Origin of the sequence: Aeromonas sp. YN13HZO-058 (assembly GCF_001921245.1) — a bacterium.
Lineage (GTDB): Bacteria > Pseudomonadota > Gammaproteobacteria > Enterobacterales > Aeromonadaceae > Aeromonas > Aeromonas allosaccharophila.
Map to the genome: position 1 here is coordinate 15,431 of NZ_MQSY01000059.1, position 15,380 is coordinate 30,810.

A 15,380-nucleotide genomic window follows, 5' to 3' on the forward strand; every position below is an offset into this window, starting at 1 on the left:
TCTGCAAGCAGAATTCAGGGAAGGAGGGGATATGAACAAGATCCAGCAATGGGACCTGCAGGTGTGCCGGGTCTGCCTGCTGCACGGCTACAACCGGCAGCTGGCGAGGGTGAGTCGCCTCATTTCCCGTACCGGTGATGGCCCGCTGTACGCCGTGCTGGCCGCCCTGCTCTGGTGGCAGGGTGAGGCAGAGCGGGAACTGGTGCGACTGGCGCTGCTCGCCTTCGCCATCGAGCTGCCCCTCTATCTGCTGCTGAAAAACAGCCTGAAACGGCAACGGCCTATCGGCTTGCCGGTCTTTATCACCCCCTCCGATCGCTACAGCCTTCCCTCCGGCCACACCGCCGCTGCCTTTCTGATGGCCACCATACTGGCGACCGGCTTTCCGCTCTGGGCCCCCCTGCTGTTTGGCTGGGCGACGCTGGTGGGGGCATCGCGATTGTTACTCGGGGTACACTACCTGAGCGATCTGGTGGCCGGAGCCCTGCTGGGTGGCGGTTGCGCCGTGCTGGCGCTCGGCTGGAGCCACTCATGAGGATACTGTTTGGGGTGCAAGGCACCGGCAACGGTCATATCAGTCGCAGTCGCACCCTGGCTCGGGCGCTGCGCACGGCAGGGGTCGAGGTGGATTATCTCTTTAGCGGCCGTCCTGCCGAGCGCTACTTCGACATGGAGGAGTTTGGTGCCTACCGCGCCTTTGCTGGCCTCACTTTTGTCAGTCACGAGGGGCGGGTCTCGCCGTGGCGCACCCTGCAGGCCGCCTCGCCGCTCACCTTCTGGCGGGATCTGCGGGCCCTCGATTGCAGCGAATACGATCTGGTGGTGAGCGATTTTGAGCCGCTGACCGCCCACGCTGCCCGCCGCTATGGCAAGCCGAGCCTCACCATCAGTCATCAGGCCAGCTTCAACTGGCCCATCCCGCGCTGGGGGGAGGACGGGGTCAGCCGCCAGCTGATGCGCCACTTTGCTCCTGTGGATCAGCTGCTCGGGCTGCACTGGTTTCACTTTGGTCACCCCTTGTTGCCGCCGGTGATTGACCCCATCGCCGCTGCGCCGGATAACGGCGAGATTCTGGTCTATCTGCCGTTCGAGCAGACCGAGGCGATCGCCGCCCTGTTGTCGCGCTTTGGTCAGCAGCGCTTCGTCTGCTTTCACCCCGCCATTCGTACCCCGAGCCAATGGCGCAACCTGCGCTTCGAGCCGCCGTCGCGGCACGGGTTTGTCGCTGTGCTGGCCGGTTGTCGCGGCGTCATCTCCAACGCGGGTTTCGAGCTGGCCTCCGAGGCGCTCACCCTCGGCAAGAAGCTGTTGGTCAAGCCCCTCGGCGGTCAGTTCGAGCAGCTGACCAACGGCAAGACGCTCGAGATGATGGGGCTGGCGACCCTGATGGATGTGCTGGATGCCAATCTGGTGCGCACCTGGCTCGACAGCGCCTCGCCGGGGGCGGTCTGCTACCCCGATGTAGCGGGGGAGCTGGCCCGCTGGCTGGCGGCGGGCGCTGACGAGAGCGTAGCCTCTCTGTCGCGCCGGCTATGGGCGCGCACCCTGTTTCCGGAGGAGGTGAGTGATCGCCTGAGCGAGCTGGATGGGGGCGACTGTTTATCCAGCTGCTGGTTATCGCAAGTGAGCGTTGTTGACTAGACTGAAAGGCGATCCCACCAAGGAGAGGACGGAGCAAATGCGCTTTACCAATGAGAATGGCGAAACCATGACGCTGGCGGACAATCTGACCCTGCACGAGTTGCTCGATATGGGCGTCAGCATCTCGGTCAGTGAAGAGACCGATCCGGATCAGCAGATCTGGCTGGCGGAGCCGGATCAGGACAACTGAGTCATCATCCGGCATCAAGCCCACCGCTGAGCGGTGGGCTTTTTTGTGGCTGTTTTCCCCCTCAGCGGAATGATCCGCTGGCCATTCCCCGACTTCCTTCCCGTTTGTCTCATGGTCGCTGCGGCAACTCATTGAATGTTAATAGCCGGTTGAAATCTATGACTGTTCTGGCCAGACAAAGCCGTGGACAACCGTTCATTGGCGGGTTAAGTTGGTTTTTCACCCGATTTTCGGGTGAATGACGGAAAAATCCTTTTTTTCACCTGTCGACGGGGCTGAATCGGGCCGATCTGCATTCAGATAACAACAAGAAACGGATCGGGCCGTGCCGGGAAGCACGGCATCGTCGGCGGGATTCGCTAAACGGAGCAAAGCCTGGAGGGCTTTATCATGGAGATGTTATCAGGCGCCCAGATGGTGGTTAGAGCGCTGGAAGATCAGGGAGTTGAGCACGTCTTCGGCTACCCTGGTGGCTCAGTGCTCGACATCTATGACGCTCTCTTCGAAAACGGCAAGATGGAGCATGTCTTGGTGCGGCACGAGCAAGCCGCGGTTCACATGGCAGACGGTTACGCCCGTTCCACCGGCAAGGTGGGGACTGTGTTGGTAACGTCAGGCCCGGGAGCGACCAACTGCATTACCGGTATTGCCACCGCCTATATGGATTCCATTCCGCTGGTGATCCTCTCCGGCCAGGTGCCAACCAGCATGATCGGTGAGGATGCGTTCCAGGAGACCGACATGATCGGTATCTCCCGCCCGGTGGTGAAGCACAGCTTCCTGTGCAAGAAGGCGAGCGATATTCCCGAGGCCATCAAGAAGGCCTACTACATTGCCGCCAGCGGCCGCCCGGGGCCGGTGGTGGTGGATCTGCCCAAAGATGTGCAGAACCCGAAAGAGAAATTCCCCTACCAGTATCCCGAGTCGGTCTCCCTGCGCTCCTACAACCCGACCAAGTCTGGCCACAAGGGCCAGATCAAGCGGGCGGCCAAGCTGCTGGTGGATGCCCAGCGCCCGGTAATGTATGTGGGCGGCGGCGCCATCAACGCCAATGCGGATCATCTTGTGACCAAGCTGGCCGAGCTCTTGAACCTGCCGGTGACCACCACCCTGATGGGGCTGGGGGCCTTCTCCGGCGTCCATCCGCAATTTATCGGCATGCTGGGGATGCACGGCACCTTCGAAGCCAACAAGAGCATGCACAACGCGGATCTCATCTTCGCCGTGGGTGCCCGCTTCGATGACCGCGTCACCAACAACGTGGCCAAGTTCTGCCCCAACGCCACCATAGTCCACATCGACATCGACCCCACCTCCATTTCCAAGACGGTGCAGGCCCATGTACCCATCGTCGGCTCGGTGGAAACCGTGCTGGAGCAGATGCTGGAGGTGATCCGCGAGTGTGGCTTCGATAACGACAAGGAGGCGCTGGCGGAGTGGTGGAGCCAGATCAACCAGTGGCGCTCCCGTCACTGCCTGGCCTACGAAAAATCGGCCACCCAGATCAAGCCGCAACAGGTGATCGAGACCCTCTACAAGGTGACTCAGGGTCAGGCATTCGTTGCCTCCGACGTGGGCCAGCACCAGATGTTTGCCGCCCTTTACTACCCGTTTGCCAAGCCGCGCCAGTGGATAAACTCAGGGGGCCTCGGCACCATGGGCTTTGGTATTCCGGCTGCCATGGGGGCCCAGTTTGCCAACCCGGATGCGGTGGTCTGCTGCGTCACCGGCGACGGCTCGGTACAGATGAACATTCAGGAGCTCTCGACCTGCTTGCAGTACGGGGTGCCCATCAAGATCATCTCCATCAACAACCGTGCGCTGGGTATGGTCAAGCAGTGGCAGAAGATGTTCTACGGCGGCCGTCACAGCCACTCCTACATGGAGTCCCTGCCGGACTTCGTCAAACTGGCGGAAGCCTATGGCCACGTCGGTATCGCGGTGAGCGATCCGGCCGAGCTGGAGAGCGCCATGGAAAAGGCCTTCGCCATGAAGGATCGGCTGGTGTTCATGGATATCTCGGTCGACCCGGATGAGCACGTCTATCCGATGCAGATCAAGTTTGGTGCCATGGACGAGATGTGGCTGAGCAAGACGGAGAGAACCTGACGATGGAACATATTATTTCGGTCGTACTGGTGAATCACGCCGCCGATGAGATGTGGCTGAGCAAGGCGGGGGAAATCTGATGAGACATATAATTTCCGTTCTGCTGGAGAACGAATCCGGCGCCCTGAGCCGCGTGGTGGGCCTCTTCTCCCAGCGTGGCTACAACATCGAGACCCTGACGGTGGCGCCGACCGAGGATCCCACCCTGTCGCGCATGACCATAGTCACCATGGGGGATGAGCGGGTGCTGGAGCAGATCCAGAAGCAGCTGCACAAGCTGGTGGATGTGCTCAAGGTGTGTGACTTGAGCGAAGGGGAGCATATCGAGCGGGAGATCGCGCTGGTCAAGGCGCGCGCCGCCGGTGGGGCCCGTGACGAGCTGAAACGGTTGGCGGATATCTTCCGTGGTCAGATTGTCGACGTCACCCCCGAGCAGTACACGGTACAGCTGGTGGGCACCAGCGAAAAGCTGGATGCCTTTATCAAGACTGCCGCCCAGACCAACGAGATCATCGAAGTAGTGCGCTCCGGCGTCTGCGGTATCTCGCGGGCGGACAAGGCACTGCGGCCCTGATGGCTGGCGGGGCAGCTGATGATGTGTCAGCTGCCGCAGAGTGAAAGGAAAGAGGGCTCTGCGGAGCCCTCTTTGTTTGGTTTTGCTTGACGAGGGTAGAGGTGATGTTCGGTATTCATGATCTGGCACTGTTTATGGTTTCGGGGCTGCTGCTCAATATCATGCCGGGGCCCGACTCCTTGCTGGTCATGCTGCGCAGCGGCTCGCAAGGGTGGCGTGCCGGTTCGGTCGCGACGTTGGGCATCGGCACCGGTGTCATGGTGCATGTGCTGGCAGCGGCCCTCGGCTTGTCGGCTCTGCTCAGCGCCTCGGCCGAGTTGTTTGCCCTCATCAAGCTGGCTGGCGCCATCTACCTCATCTATCTGGGGTTCTCCCTGCTGCGCCAGCAGGCAACAGGATCAATGGAGAGAGGGGCCACTCTGCCTGCCCTCTCCTATGGCCAGATTTACCGGCAAGGGGTGCTGACCAATGTGCTCAACCCCAAGGTGGCGCTCTTTTTCCTCGCCTTCGTGCCCCAGTTCATCGCACCCGATGCCCCCGACAAGGCGCTCGCCTTTATCCTGCTCGGCTGCATCTTCAATCTGGGTGGCATCATCTGGTGTCACCTGCTGGTCTTTACCACCGTCTATGCCAGCCACAAGGTCCGGTTGTCGCAGCGTCTCGGTCGCTGGCTCAACCGGGGCATCGGCACCCTGTTTGTCGGACTCGGGATCAAGCTCGCCAGCGACTAGCACGCCGCTTTCTGACCTGGGGCAGGTTATCGTGCGCGGCGCTGTGGTATGGTCGACGGTCAGCTGCGGGGCAAGCCCCGTTCTCTCTTTTTCAGGCCAGCCCCACTGGCTGCAGCAGCGAGATCCCTTACCCAGATGAACATCGCCCGGCTCAAGAACTTTACCGAGATTGTGAAGAACAACTTCAACATCTCGGCGACGGCGGAGAAGCTCTACACCTCCCAGCCCACCCTCAGCAAGCAGATGAAGATGCTGGAAGATGAGCTGGGGCTCGCCCTCTTTACCCGCAAGGGGAAGAATCTGGTCGGCTTGACCAGCGCGGGTGAAAAGGTGATGGAGCTGGCCAAGGGGGTGGTGGCGCAGGTGGAGCAGATCAACCAGCTGTCGCTGGGGGAGCAGCTGGCCACCAGCGGGGTGTTGCGCATCGCCACTACTCACACCCAGGCGCGCTACAAGCTGCCAGCGGTGATCACCGAGTTCACTCGCCGTTATCCCGAGGTGGCGATCAATCTGCATCAGGGGGCGCCTGCCCAGTTGGCCCAGATGGTGCAAAGCGGCGATGTGGATATGGCGATTGCCACCGAATCCATGTATCTGTTCGATGAGCTGGCAGCGATTCCCTGCCATCGCTGGGGCCGCAGCGTGGTGGTACCCCACGGCCATCCGCTGATCGACTGCCAGCCGCTCTCGATGGCGGATCTGGCTCGCTATCCCCTGATCACCTATGTGTTCGGCTTTACCGGCCGCTCCAAGATGGACAAGGCCTTCAGCCGCCACGGCCTCTCGCCGAAAACCGTGCTGACCGCCACCGATACCGACGTGATCAAGCACTATGTCCGGCTCGGGATGGGGGTCGGGGTGATTGCCAGCGTGGCCTTCGACGAGGGGGACAGGGAGGATCTGGTGAGCCTCAACATCGACCACCTAATAGCCTCGAGCGCCACTCATATCTGTCTGCGCAAACATGCCCATCTGCGCGACTATATGTACGACTTTATCCACCTCTACGCCCCCCATATCAGCCGGGAGACGGTGCAGCTGCATCTTATCAACCAGCCGCCCGCCGCCAATATGGCGGAGCTGCCGTGGCTCTAGCCGCAGGTTGTTTGCCACGCACAGAGCAAACATGCAGAGATAAAAAAAGAGAGGCCGTGGCCTCTCTTTTGGTTTTATCGGGATGCGGGATCAATCGCAGCGGGTCGCCAGATTGATAAAGATCTGGGCTCCTACCAGCAGGCAGTCGTCATCCAGGTAGTAGGGGATTTGACTTGATGCAGGTAGTTGCAAATCCCTTAGCCTGTCAGGCGCTTTTAGTCGTTGCCAGATTGATAAAGATCTGGGCTCCCACTAACAGGCAGTCGTCATCCAGATAGTAGGGATTCGCGTGCAGGTAGTTGCAGATCCCCTTGGCTTGACAGCCGCTGCCGAGGAAGAACATGGCGCCCTTGCGGCCACGGCAGGCGTTGACCATGTAGCTGAAATCTTCGCTGCCGGTCATCGGCTGACCCTGAGCGTTGATCCCCTCGCTGGGCAATACGTCGGCGGCCGCTTGCAGCAGACGGGCGCAGGCATCGGCGTGGTTCTCGACCGCTGGATACCCGGCATAGACCATCTTGGTCTTGAAGCCGCGCAGTTCGCTCTGGGCCACGATCTCCTTGAAGCTGTTCTTCAGGATCTGGTCGGTCTCGGCATCCATGGCGCGGATGGTGCCGCGTGCCTGCACGTGATCGGCGATGGCGTTGGGGATGGTGCCGCCGTTGATCATGCCGCAGCCAAACACCGCCGGGCTGAACGGACTGGTGCGCTTGGCGACGATGTAGTCCATATCCTCGATGATCCGCACCGCTTCGCGGATGGCATCCAGCCCCTTGTGGGGAGTGGATCCGTGGGCGGAGATGCCGTGCACATCCAGCGTCCAGGCGGAGCCCCAGGAGGACATGACGCCGTTGTTGAACTTGATGGTGCCGGTCTCCATGGCGCCGTCGTTATGGAGGGCATAGACCTCGTCCACCCCCTTCATACAGCCCAGCTCCACCATCTTCTCGGCGCCCGGCACCCGCATATCCTCTTCCGCCATCTGGAAGATAAAGCGGACGTTGTACTGCAGGCGATCTCGGTTGGCGGCCAGAAACTTGGCGGCGGTCAGGGCGATCGCCATATGGGAGTCGTGACCACAGTTGTGAGCCATTCCCTCGTGGGTCGACTTGAACGCAACGTCGCTCATGTCGTGCATCTCGAGGCCATCCATGTCGGCACGGAAGGCGATGGTCGGTAGCACGGGGTCAACAATCAGATCGCCGTGAAAACCGGTGAAGCCCGGGTAGTCGGTGAGACGGTAGCCGAAGCTTGTCATCAGCTCGCGGCAGTAGGCCGAGGTCTTGAATTCGACGCCGGAGGCTTCCGGGATGGTGTGCAGGTGGTGGCGCACTTCCTGACTGAAGTCGCGCAGGGCCAGCAGGGCCGGTTCAATGTGGATGTTGTTCATCAGATGATCCCTTGCATGGTGAAGCCGAGCTGGGCGACCAGCGACGCGCCGAAGAAGCAGCAGGTGGAGACGATCATGAAGATCAGGATCACTTTCCATGACATCTTCTTCAGCTCTTCCAGCTGACCGCCCACCGAGAGACCGGCAAAGGCCAGCAGCGGCACGCAGCAGGAGAGGAAGGAGATCTTGGCGACGGCATCGATAAAGAGGCCGCGCACCGGGGTCTCCGGCAGGCAGATGAGAATGCCGATGATGGTGGCATAGGCAAACGCCGGTAGGGAGGAGGGCAGGTAGCGCTTGGCAATCAGCGAAGCGAACACCACCAGCGACATGGCGATAAAGCTGTCACCCATCAGCCAGAGCGGGGTGCCGGTGGTCAGGGTCTGGGTAAACATGGCCAGCAGGATCGCCAGAAAGACGAACCGCATATCCATTACGATGCTTTTCATGCGTTCTCTCCTTTGGCAGTCAGGGCATAGATTTTTTCAGCGAGCGGCAGACCCAGATAAGTGAGGGAAAGGGCGCCGAGGGCAGACGAGAGCAGATTCGATGCAGCCGCGATACTCAGCACCTGCTGGGCCAGCGCTTCGTCGAGACCGTTGATCAGAGCACCGGAGGCGGCACTCAGCATGGAGCCTGAGCCCACGCCGGAACCGGCGGCCAGCGCCAGCGGGTGCAGGCCGGTGAGCGGAGCGATACTGCCCAGCACGCTGAACCAGAGGGTGCCGATGACGGAGCCGCACAGGTAGATGGCCAGCACACCGATGTACTCCTGAGAGCCGGTACCGAACTTGCCCTGGATCACCGCGACGGACGGCTCACGGCTGATGGAGGAGCAGGCCCCGATGGCACGGCGGCCAAAGCCGAACTTCACTGCCAGCGGAATGGCGATCAGGATTGGCAACAGGTTGCCGATCTCCTGCAGGAACAACGGCACGCCGACGCTCAGGATCATCTTGATGTTGGGGATGATCATCCCCGCGTACTGGGTACCCAGGATCAGCAGGCTGAAGCCCACCATCTTGCCGCAGAAGCCCTCTTCTTTCTCGGTGAAGAGCTGCTTCCAGCCGGGGATGCGATCCTTGATCGGCTTGGCGGAAATGCACATGCCGATGATGACGGCAAAGAGCATCGGCAGGATCGGAATGATGGCGATGCCGATCCGGATCTCCTGTTTGCCTATCAGGTACTGGGCCACAAAGATCAGCATGGCGGTTGCCAATATGCTGACCGTGACCGTCTTGAGGGGGCTGGTTTGCTGCATGGTCTGTTCTCTTGTTATTCGTGAGTGTTCCACTTAAGTGCCATCGCCAACTTGACGGGCTGGCGAATGATGGGGGCATGATAGGGAGGGTCGGGGGGAAGGAATGTGACCTCCATCAAGCTGGCCATATGGCATTTTTTCATGGGGTATGCCCTTTAACCCTATGGATACCAAGGGTTAAATACCGTTAACAGATTGCCAGCAATCAGGTGATATGGTGACCTGGGGGCCACCTTGCACAAGTTTAAACAGAGAGCGAAGAAGAAGACCGATCTCGCGTTAGAGGATCATCGGTACTATCTACCTGCAGTGCGATATCAAACAGTTGCATGCGCAGCTCGCGTCCATCACCATCCTGCAAACCCTCAAGCCTTATCTGGCCGAGCGCTGGGACGAGCATCAGCACGCCATATGGGATGAGACACCGAGCTTTGATGCGCTCTGCTTTCGATAAACCTTGCCATCACATGTATGGCGCCATCTGACCATAGACACACCGGAGAAGGAGAGCCCCTTTGGCCCGCAGCACCTCACATTCTGCTGAACTGATCGATATTGCCGAACTCAAGGCGCAAAGCGGCGACGCCAGCTTTGCCAAGGGGGTGAAACTGGCCAGTCAGGGGGCGGTACAGCAGCTCGCTCAGGATGGTGAGACCATCACCGCCCGGGTACAGGGCAGTCATCTCTATCGGGTCAGACTGGAGTGCGGGCGTACGATGGTGAGTCACTGCAACTGCCCCGCTGCCGACTATCAGACGCTCTGCAAACATGGAGTCGCTACTGCGCTGGCCTTCAATATGCAGCTCAGCGGCTTGGACGGTGAGGAGGGCGCGGTGGCACTGGTGCCCGATGCGCGGGCCAGATTGCGCGGCTATTTCGAGCGGCAAGCGCAACCGGCGCTGCTCGATGTGCTGATCGATGAGATCCGGCGCGACCCGAAGCGCTGGGATTATTGGTTGAGGAAAGTGGAACTGAGTGAGCAGCCGCTCTCGCCGGCCAAACTGAAAAGCATGATCAACAGGGCGCTGCCCAAGCGGGATGTGTGGGAGTGGCGGGCGGTGAGCGACTACTTCAGCGAGGCCGAAGCGTTGTTTGAAGAGATCTGGGAGGGGATCGATACCCTCTCGCTCGAGCAGCAGTGGCCGCTGACCTGTTACGCGCTGGACCGGCTCAATACCGTGCTGTTACAGGTTGATGACTCCAATGGCGATCGCTGCGAGCTGGAGTTTGCGCTCTGCGAACGCCTCCCTGCGCTTTTTGCTCGCTTGCCATGGCCAGAGAGTGACAAGATCGACTGGCTCTTTACTCACCTCATCGAGCAACCGCAGGATATCTTCCCCGAAGAGGAGGCGTTTGGCGATATCATGCACAGTCCGGCCCTTCTGGCGCGCTGCGAGCAGAAGCTCGCCAGCTTGCGGGCGGAACGGGTGCCGAGCGATGAGTATGACTGGGATCTGCAACGCTATACCCTCCCCTTGCTGGATGCGGCCCGCGCGGCCGGTGACTGGCGGCGCGAGCTGACCTTGCTGGCCAGTATTGCCACCATGCCACGGGATTGGCTCCGGCTCTGCAGCATCTGCTGCGATCATGATGAGCCGCTGGAGGGGGAGTATTGGCTCGCCAAGGCGCGCAAGCTGGCGGTATCACCCCATGAAAAGAGTGAGTGCGATGAGGTCGAGATCCGGCTCTCTATCGCCCTTGGCGAGAAGGGGCGGGCATGGCGTCTGGCCCGGGCCGGGTTCGAGCGGATGCCTCATTTTGACGGGTTCAAGCGGCTGCGCCAGTTGCAACAACAGTTGGAGTGGCAGGACGAAACCCTGCTGCCCTGGGCCGAGCAGTGTTTCAAGGATCAGGCCGCGGTCAGTCAGCCGTTCAATTTATCCTCTCATCAGGATGCGCTGGTGCGCTTCTATCTCGATCAGGAGCGGGTGCTGGATGCCTGCAACTGGGTGGCCATCCACAAGATAAGCCCGGAGCTGCTGCTTACCTTGGCGGACAAGATCGCCCCGGACAATCCGCTGCTGGCCATCAGTTATACCTTTCGGGTTGCCGCCAGCTATGTGGCGACAGGTCATAACGATGGTTATGAGCAAGCTGCAGCGGCGCTGCGCAAGCGGGAGCAATCGCTTGGGGATGACAAGGCGCTGCAGGAGAGCTTTAGCCAGCAGCTCGGGGCGCTGGCGACCGAATACAAACGCAAGCGCAACTTTATCAAGCTGGTGAATCTCTATTTCGCCTCCCGCCTCTGAGTTTCTCTTATGACGTTGCGCTTCTGTCAGCGCCAAGGGATGGATAGCCAGCAATAAAAACGGGTCTGCAGTTGCAGGCCCGTTTGTCTTTGTACGTAGTCAGTGATGTCAGTGATACCCGCTATCGGTACTCAGGTGGCGGGCTTTAGCCTAGCACTGCGCAGCAGCAGGGGGAGTTGGTAGAGCACCAGGGCGCCGAGTACCAGTCCGGCACCGGCCAGTTTGGCACCACCGAGAGGTTCGCTGTAGAAGAGGGTGCTCAGGATCAGCGTCCAGACCGGCTCCAGCAGCATCATCAGGGCGGCATGGGCGGTGGTCATCTTGCTCAATGCGTGGGTAAGCAGCCAGTAGCGCAATGTGGTGGCGATCAAGACGCTCGCCGCAAACCAGCCCCAGATACCGTGGCTGATCCCGCCCTCGGGCCACTGTTCGGTCAGCAGGGAGAGCAGGGTGCCGAGCAGACCGGTCATCGCCAGTTGGATGCTGGTGAGCCAGGTGGGGGCAATGGATTGGGCAAAGTGGCGATGGACGGCGAGCTGGATGCCGAGGGTGGTGGCCGCCGCCAGAAACCAGAACAGCGAGAGCGACACGCCCGTTTGTTCGGGGTGATCTCCACCCCAGTGAGTGCTGCTGGAGAGCAGCAGCAAACCAGCGATGGCGATGGGTAGAGTGAGCCAGTAGTGACGGCCGGGCTTGGCCCGGAAGGCGGCCCAGGCGGCTAGCGGTGCCATCAGGGTGGCGACGCTCATGATAAAGGCGCCGCTGCCCAGCGCCTCGCTCTGGCTGATGGCGGTGACCCACAGCAGCAGGCTGGCACCGAGCAATGTGCCGCAACCTGCAGCGCGCAGCAGTTGAGCGCGGGTGGGCGGTGGTTCACGCAACCAAGCCAAGGGGAGCAACAGCAGGGCGGCCAGCAGGAAGCGGCTGCCGATAAAGGCGGCGGGCGGCAGTTCGCGGATCGCCTCTTTCGAGAAGAGCCAGCCAGCGGCGGCCAGCAGGGTGACCAGTACCATCAGCAGCAGGGGAGTGCGGTTCATCGGGGTCGTCATGGTGAAATGGAGGGGAGAGCATAAAGGAAAGGCGCCAGGTATTGCTACCTGGCGCCTTTCGCATCTGCCTTGAACCGCCGTCGCGGCTCGCGGCCAGCAATCAGTTCATGCCGTAACGCTTGAGCTTCTTGCGCAGGGTGCCACGGTTGATACCCATCATCACGGCAGCGCGAGTCTGGTTACCACGGGTGTACTGCATGATCACGTCCAGCATCGGCGCTTCGACTTCGGAGAGAACCATATCGTACAGATCAATCACTTCCTGACCGTTCAACTGGGCCAGGTAGTTACGCAGGGCCTGTTGCACAGAGTCACGCAGGGGGCGCTGGGTCGGCTCGGCAGCGTGATTGTGAGTAGTTGTTACCAATGCATCAGAAGTCAGGGTTTGTTCGAACATATTCGGTCGGCTCTTTAGTTATCTTGTTAACCTAATCCATCGAAATACGCTTCGAGTGCCTCAAGTTGCGCGTCTGCGCAATCCAGGGCATTGAAGTGCTTACGGAATTCTCGGCCCGTCTCTTCTTCATCCAGATACCAGCCCACGTGTTTACGGGCTATGCGCGCTCCCAGATATGCACCATAAAACCGGTGCAGGTTGGTTACATGCTCGTTCATCAGGGTGCGAACCTCTTCCCTCTCGGGAGGCGGCAGCTTGGTGCCCGTCTCAAGAAAATGACGGATTTCCCGGAAAATCCAGGGTCGTCCTTGCGCAGCTCGGCCGATCATCACGGCGTCGACACCGGTATAGTCGAGGACATACCGGGCTTTCTCCGGGCTGTTGATGTCACCATTGGCGACAACAGGAATCGATACGGCCTGCTTAATCGCCCTGATCGTGTCGTACTCCGCTTCGCCCCGGTAGAGGCAGGCACGGGTACGACCATGCACGGCGAGGGCCGCGATACCGCAATCTTCGGCGATTCGGGCGATCTCCACGCCATTGCGGTTATCCGGATCCCATCCTGTGCGGATCTTCAAGGTGACAGGCACCTCCACTGCATCCACCACGGCCCGGCAAATTGCTTTGACCTGATCGGGGGCACGCAGCAGGGCGGAACCTGCCAACTTCTTATTCACTTTTTTTGCCGGACATCCCATGTTGATGTCGACGATCTGTGCGCCCTGCTCCACGTTGTAGCGGGCAGCAAACGCCATCATCTCGGGGTCGGCCCCGGCAATCTGGACCGATCGCAATCCGCCTTCTGCAGAGTGATCCATCCTCATCCGGGTTTTCTGGGTATCCCAGACATCCGGGTTGGCCAGCAGCATCTCGGAAACGGCCATGCCAGCCCCCAGTCGCAAACAAAGTTCGCGGAATGGTCGGTCAGTTACACCGGCCATGGGAGCCACAATCAAGGGAGTTTCAAGCGTGTGGGGACCTATCTGCATTCCACGGTTACCATCGGCTTAGGGCGGCGTATATTACGCATTTTTTAGGCAGGAGAAAAGGTTAGTATTTGAGCGTCAGCCATTTTTTTCTGAAAAAAACGTCGCGCCAAGGCTTGCAAATTCTGGAGTTATTGAAAAACGGCCAGATTGCTCGTGAGGGATGGCTGTACTACCTATGTTGGTTGTCTGCATAATTGTCAGTCCACTTGCCGGCCTGCTTTGCGTTATGATAACGGGCTTAAGTCGAGCAAATGCTCCAAACATTTATGCAACAAAAGCGGATTGGGGATCTATGACGTCAAGGTTCATTACATCACTCTGGCCGTGTCTGCTGGGGGCCGTGCTGGGGTCGGCACAGGCGCAGACCATCAGTTTCGGCGAAGCCTGGACCCGGGTCATCCAGCAGGATGAGGGGCTGGCCGCCGAGCAGGCTGGGGTCGATCGGGCCAAGCAACTGCGCGAGGCTGCCAAGGCCATGTATCTGCCCAAGGTGGATCTGGGGGCCAGCTATACCCACCTCGATCAGCCGATGGAACTGGACATGATGGATCTCAATCCCATCGCCAACCATCCGGAACTGGGCAAGGTGCTGGCGCCACTCATGCAGAAGTTTCACCTCAGTCCGGACGATTTCGTTACCCCGCTGACCAAACAGAACGTGGTGACCAGCTCGGTCAAGATGCTGTGGCCGCTGTTTGCCGGTGGCCGCATCGATGCGGCGCAGGACATTCGCCAGGCACAGGTGAGCGAGGCGCAGCAGCTGCTGGTGCTCAAACAGCAAGCCACTTTCGAGAGCCTCTCCCAGACCTATTTCGGCGTCGTGCTGGCCGCTCAGGTAGTGCAGACCAAGCAGGAGATCGAAGAGGGGCTGGCCCACCATCTGGATCACGCCAAGAAGCTTGAAGCTCAGGGCCAGATCGCCAGGGTGGAGCGGCTCTCCGCCCAGTCGGCCTATGATCGGGCCCGCATCGATACCCAGAAATCCCGCCGTGGCCTCGAGATCGCCGAGCTGGCCCTCGGCCATATGCTCAAGCTGTCCCGCGCCGAGCCCGACAGCGGCCTGTTCGTCAATCAGGAGCTGCCGCGCCTTGAGGGACTGGTGAGCCAGACCCTTGAGGTGCACCCCGGCCTCAAGCTGCTCAGCGCCAAGAAAGAGCAGGCCAAGGGGATGATCCGGATGGAGAAGGGCAAATATGCCCCCGAAGTATTCCTGTTCGGCAACTACAACCTCTATGAAGATGATTCACTGGCCGCCAAGACTGCGCCGGACTGGCTGGTGGGGGTGGGTGTCAGCATGCCGCTGGTAAGCCGCGATGGCCGATCCGAGACGGTGCAGGCGGCCAAGAGCGCCGAGCTGCAGGTCAATCTGCTGCAAGCCAAGACCCGCCAGGATCTGGAGCTGCTGGTAGAGAAGACCTGGCGCGAGGCGGCGCAGGGTCTGGAGGAGTATCAATCCCTCTCCTCTACCCAGGCGCTGGCAGAGGAGAACGTGCTGCTGCGTGACAAAGCCTTCGGTCAGGGGCTCTCCACCTCTCTCGATGTGGTGGATGCCCAGAACCAGCTGGCGGGGGTCAAGACCCAGCGCGCGGCGGCGGCCTATCAATATGTAGTGTCGCTGGCTCGCCTGCTGGCGCTCTCCGGCCAGATGAACAGTTTCAATCAATATCAGCATGGTCAGGTGATCGAGGTGAACTCATGA

The 15,380-nt window shown here is 60.3% G+C and carries 15 protein-coding genes; 9 read left to right on the forward strand and 6 right to left on the reverse strand.

The window, feature by feature from the left end; all coding sequences use genetic code 11:
• Window positions 1-31 precede the first annotated feature (31 nt).
• The 7 genes from BSP75_RS14505 (at window position 32) to BSP75_RS14530 (ending at window position 6,340) form a co-directional block, all read left to right on the forward strand.
• Entirely contained in the window at window positions 32-535 is a 504-nt protein-coding gene (locus tag BSP75_RS14505) for a phosphatase PAP2 family protein (RefSeq protein ID WP_075113671.1), read from the forward strand.
• On the forward strand, window positions 532-1,641 hold the full coding sequence (locus BSP75_RS14510; RefSeq protein WP_075113672.1) for an MJ1255/VC2487 family glycosyltransferase: 1,110 nt from the start codon (window positions 532-534) through the stop codon (window positions 1,639-1,641). Before BSP75_RS14505 ends, BSP75_RS14510 begins: the two co-directional genes overlap by 4 nt.
• 37 nt (window positions 1,642-1,678) lie before the next feature.
• Window positions 1,679-1,831: a hypothetical protein gene (locus BSP75_RS21585; protein ID WP_098972262.1), complete on the forward strand. Its 153-nt coding sequence runs from the start codon at window positions 1,679-1,681 to the stop codon at window positions 1,829-1,831.
• Between the two features lie 390 nt (window positions 1,832-2,221).
• Window positions 2,222-3,940: an acetolactate synthase 3 large subunit gene (locus tag BSP75_RS14515; RefSeq protein ID WP_075113673.1), complete on the forward strand. Its 1,719-nt coding sequence runs from the start codon at window positions 2,222-2,224 to the stop codon at window positions 3,938-3,940.
• A gap of 79 nt (window positions 3,941-4,019) precedes the next feature.
• Window positions 4,020-4,514: an acetolactate synthase small subunit gene (gene ilvN, locus BSP75_RS14520; RefSeq protein ID WP_005311605.1), complete on the forward strand. Its 495-nt coding sequence runs from the start codon at window positions 4,020-4,022 to the stop codon at window positions 4,512-4,514.
• A 104-nt stretch (window positions 4,515-4,618) separates the two neighbouring features.
• The gene (locus tag BSP75_RS14525; protein WP_075113674.1) at window positions 4,619-5,245 is read left to right on the forward strand and encodes a LysE family translocator; all 627 of its coding nucleotides are present in this window, start codon (window positions 4,619-4,621) and stop codon (window positions 5,243-5,245) included.
• A 135-nt stretch (window positions 5,246-5,380) separates the two neighbouring features.
• Entirely contained in the window at window positions 5,381-6,340 is a 960-nt protein-coding gene (locus tag BSP75_RS14530; protein WP_075113675.1) for a LysR substrate-binding domain-containing protein, read from the forward strand.
• Between the two features lie 205 nt (window positions 6,341-6,545).
• Here BSP75_RS14530 and BSP75_RS14535 read toward each other — a convergent pair whose 3' ends face one another.
• Genes BSP75_RS14535 through BSP75_RS14545 form a run of 3 tightly spaced genes read right to left on the reverse strand, consistent with a single transcriptional unit; the run spans window position 6,546 to window position 8,994 of the window.
• On the reverse strand, window positions 6,546-7,730 hold the full coding sequence (locus BSP75_RS14535; RefSeq protein WP_075113676.1) for a M20 family metallopeptidase: 1,185 nt from the start codon (window positions 7,728-7,730) through the stop codon (window positions 6,546-6,548).
• Entirely contained in the window at window positions 7,730-8,179 is a 450-nt protein-coding gene (locus BSP75_RS14540) for a hypothetical protein (RefSeq protein WP_075113677.1), read from the reverse strand. Before BSP75_RS14540 ends, BSP75_RS14535 begins: the two co-directional genes overlap by 1 nt.
• On the reverse strand, window positions 8,176-8,994 hold the full coding sequence (locus BSP75_RS14545; protein ID WP_075113678.1) for a DUF3100 domain-containing protein: 819 nt from the start codon (window positions 8,992-8,994) through the stop codon (window positions 8,176-8,178). The genes BSP75_RS14540 and BSP75_RS14545 overlap by 4 nt, the downstream gene beginning before the upstream one ends.
• Before the next feature lie 515 nt (window positions 8,995-9,509).
• Here BSP75_RS14545 and BSP75_RS14550 point away from each other — a divergent pair.
• Window positions 9,510-11,243: an SWIM zinc finger domain-containing protein gene (locus tag BSP75_RS14550; protein WP_075113679.1), complete on the forward strand. Its 1,734-nt coding sequence runs from the start codon at window positions 9,510-9,512 to the stop codon at window positions 11,241-11,243.
• A gap of 131 nt (window positions 11,244-11,374) precedes the next feature.
• Here the strand turns inward: BSP75_RS14550 and BSP75_RS14555 are convergent, their stop codons facing one another.
• The 3 genes from BSP75_RS14555 to dusB form a co-directional block, all read right to left on the reverse strand.
• Window positions 11,375-12,280, reverse strand: coding sequence for a DMT family transporter (locus tag BSP75_RS14555; RefSeq protein ID WP_075113680.1), 906 nt, complete (start codon window positions 12,278-12,280; stop codon window positions 11,375-11,377).
• A 112-nt stretch (window positions 12,281-12,392) separates the two neighbouring features.
• Window positions 12,393-12,689, reverse strand: coding sequence for a DNA-binding transcriptional regulator Fis (gene fis / locus BSP75_RS14560; RefSeq protein WP_005309538.1), 297 nt, complete (start codon window positions 12,687-12,689; stop codon window positions 12,393-12,395).
• Window positions 12,690-12,715: 26 nt separating this feature from the next.
• Window positions 12,716-13,681, reverse strand: coding sequence for a tRNA dihydrouridine synthase DusB (gene dusB / locus BSP75_RS14565; protein WP_033135778.1), 966 nt, complete (start codon window positions 13,679-13,681; stop codon window positions 12,716-12,718).
• 292 nt (window positions 13,682-13,973) lie between these two features.
• On the opposite strand from dusB, the gene BSP75_RS14570 reads away from it, so the two are divergent.
• Window positions 13,974-15,380 carry a TolC family protein gene (locus BSP75_RS14570; RefSeq protein WP_075113681.1) on the forward strand — a complete coding sequence of 469 codons (1,407 nt, stop codon included), beginning with the start codon at window positions 13,974-13,976 and terminating at the stop codon, window positions 15,378-15,380.

What these genes read in the sequence shown, in the direction of transcription:
- fis (WP_005309538.1), bottom strand. Translation starts at nt 12,689, where the DNA reads ATGTTCGAACAAACCCTGACTTCTGATGCATTGGTAACAACTACTCAC.
- BSP75_RS14525 (WP_075113674.1), top strand. Translation starts at nt 4,619, where the DNA reads ATGTTCGGTATTCATGATCTGGCACTGTTTATGGTTTCGGGGCTGCTG.
- BSP75_RS14555 (WP_075113680.1), bottom strand. Translation starts at nt 12,280, where the DNA reads ATGAACCGCACTCCCCTGCTGCTGATGGTACTGGTCACCCTGCTGGCC.
- BSP75_RS14570 (WP_075113681.1), top strand. Translation starts at nt 13,974, where the DNA reads ATGACGTCAAGGTTCATTACATCACTCTGGCCGTGTCTGCTGGGGGCC.
- BSP75_RS14535 (WP_075113676.1), bottom strand. Translation starts at nt 7,730, where the DNA reads ATGAACAACATCCACATTGAACCGGCCCTGCTGGCCCTGCGCGACTTC.
- BSP75_RS14510 (WP_075113672.1), top strand. Translation starts at nt 532, where the DNA reads ATGAGGATACTGTTTGGGGTGCAAGGCACCGGCAACGGTCATATCAGT.
- BSP75_RS14515 (WP_075113673.1), top strand. Translation starts at nt 2,222, where the DNA reads ATGGAGATGTTATCAGGCGCCCAGATGGTGGTTAGAGCGCTGGAAGAT.
- ilvN (WP_005311605.1), top strand. Translation starts at nt 4,020, where the DNA reads ATGAGACATATAATTTCCGTTCTGCTGGAGAACGAATCCGGCGCCCTG.
- dusB (WP_033135778.1), bottom strand. Translation starts at nt 13,681, where the DNA reads ATGCAGATAGGTCCCCACACGCTTGAAACTCCCTTGATTGTGGCTCCC.
- BSP75_RS14545 (WP_075113678.1), bottom strand. Translation starts at nt 8,994, where the DNA reads ATGCAGCAAACCAGCCCCCTCAAGACGGTCACGGTCAGCATATTGGCA.
- BSP75_RS21585 (WP_098972262.1), top strand. Translation starts at nt 1,679, where the DNA reads ATGCGCTTTACCAATGAGAATGGCGAAACCATGACGCTGGCGGACAAT.
- BSP75_RS14530 (WP_075113675.1), top strand. Translation starts at nt 5,381, where the DNA reads ATGAACATCGCCCGGCTCAAGAACTTTACCGAGATTGTGAAGAACAAC.
- BSP75_RS14505 (WP_075113671.1), top strand. Translation starts at nt 32, where the DNA reads ATGAACAAGATCCAGCAATGGGACCTGCAGGTGTGCCGGGTCTGCCTG.
- BSP75_RS14540 (WP_075113677.1), bottom strand. Translation starts at nt 8,179, where the DNA reads ATGAAAAGCATCGTAATGGATATGCGGTTCGTCTTTCTGGCGATCCTG.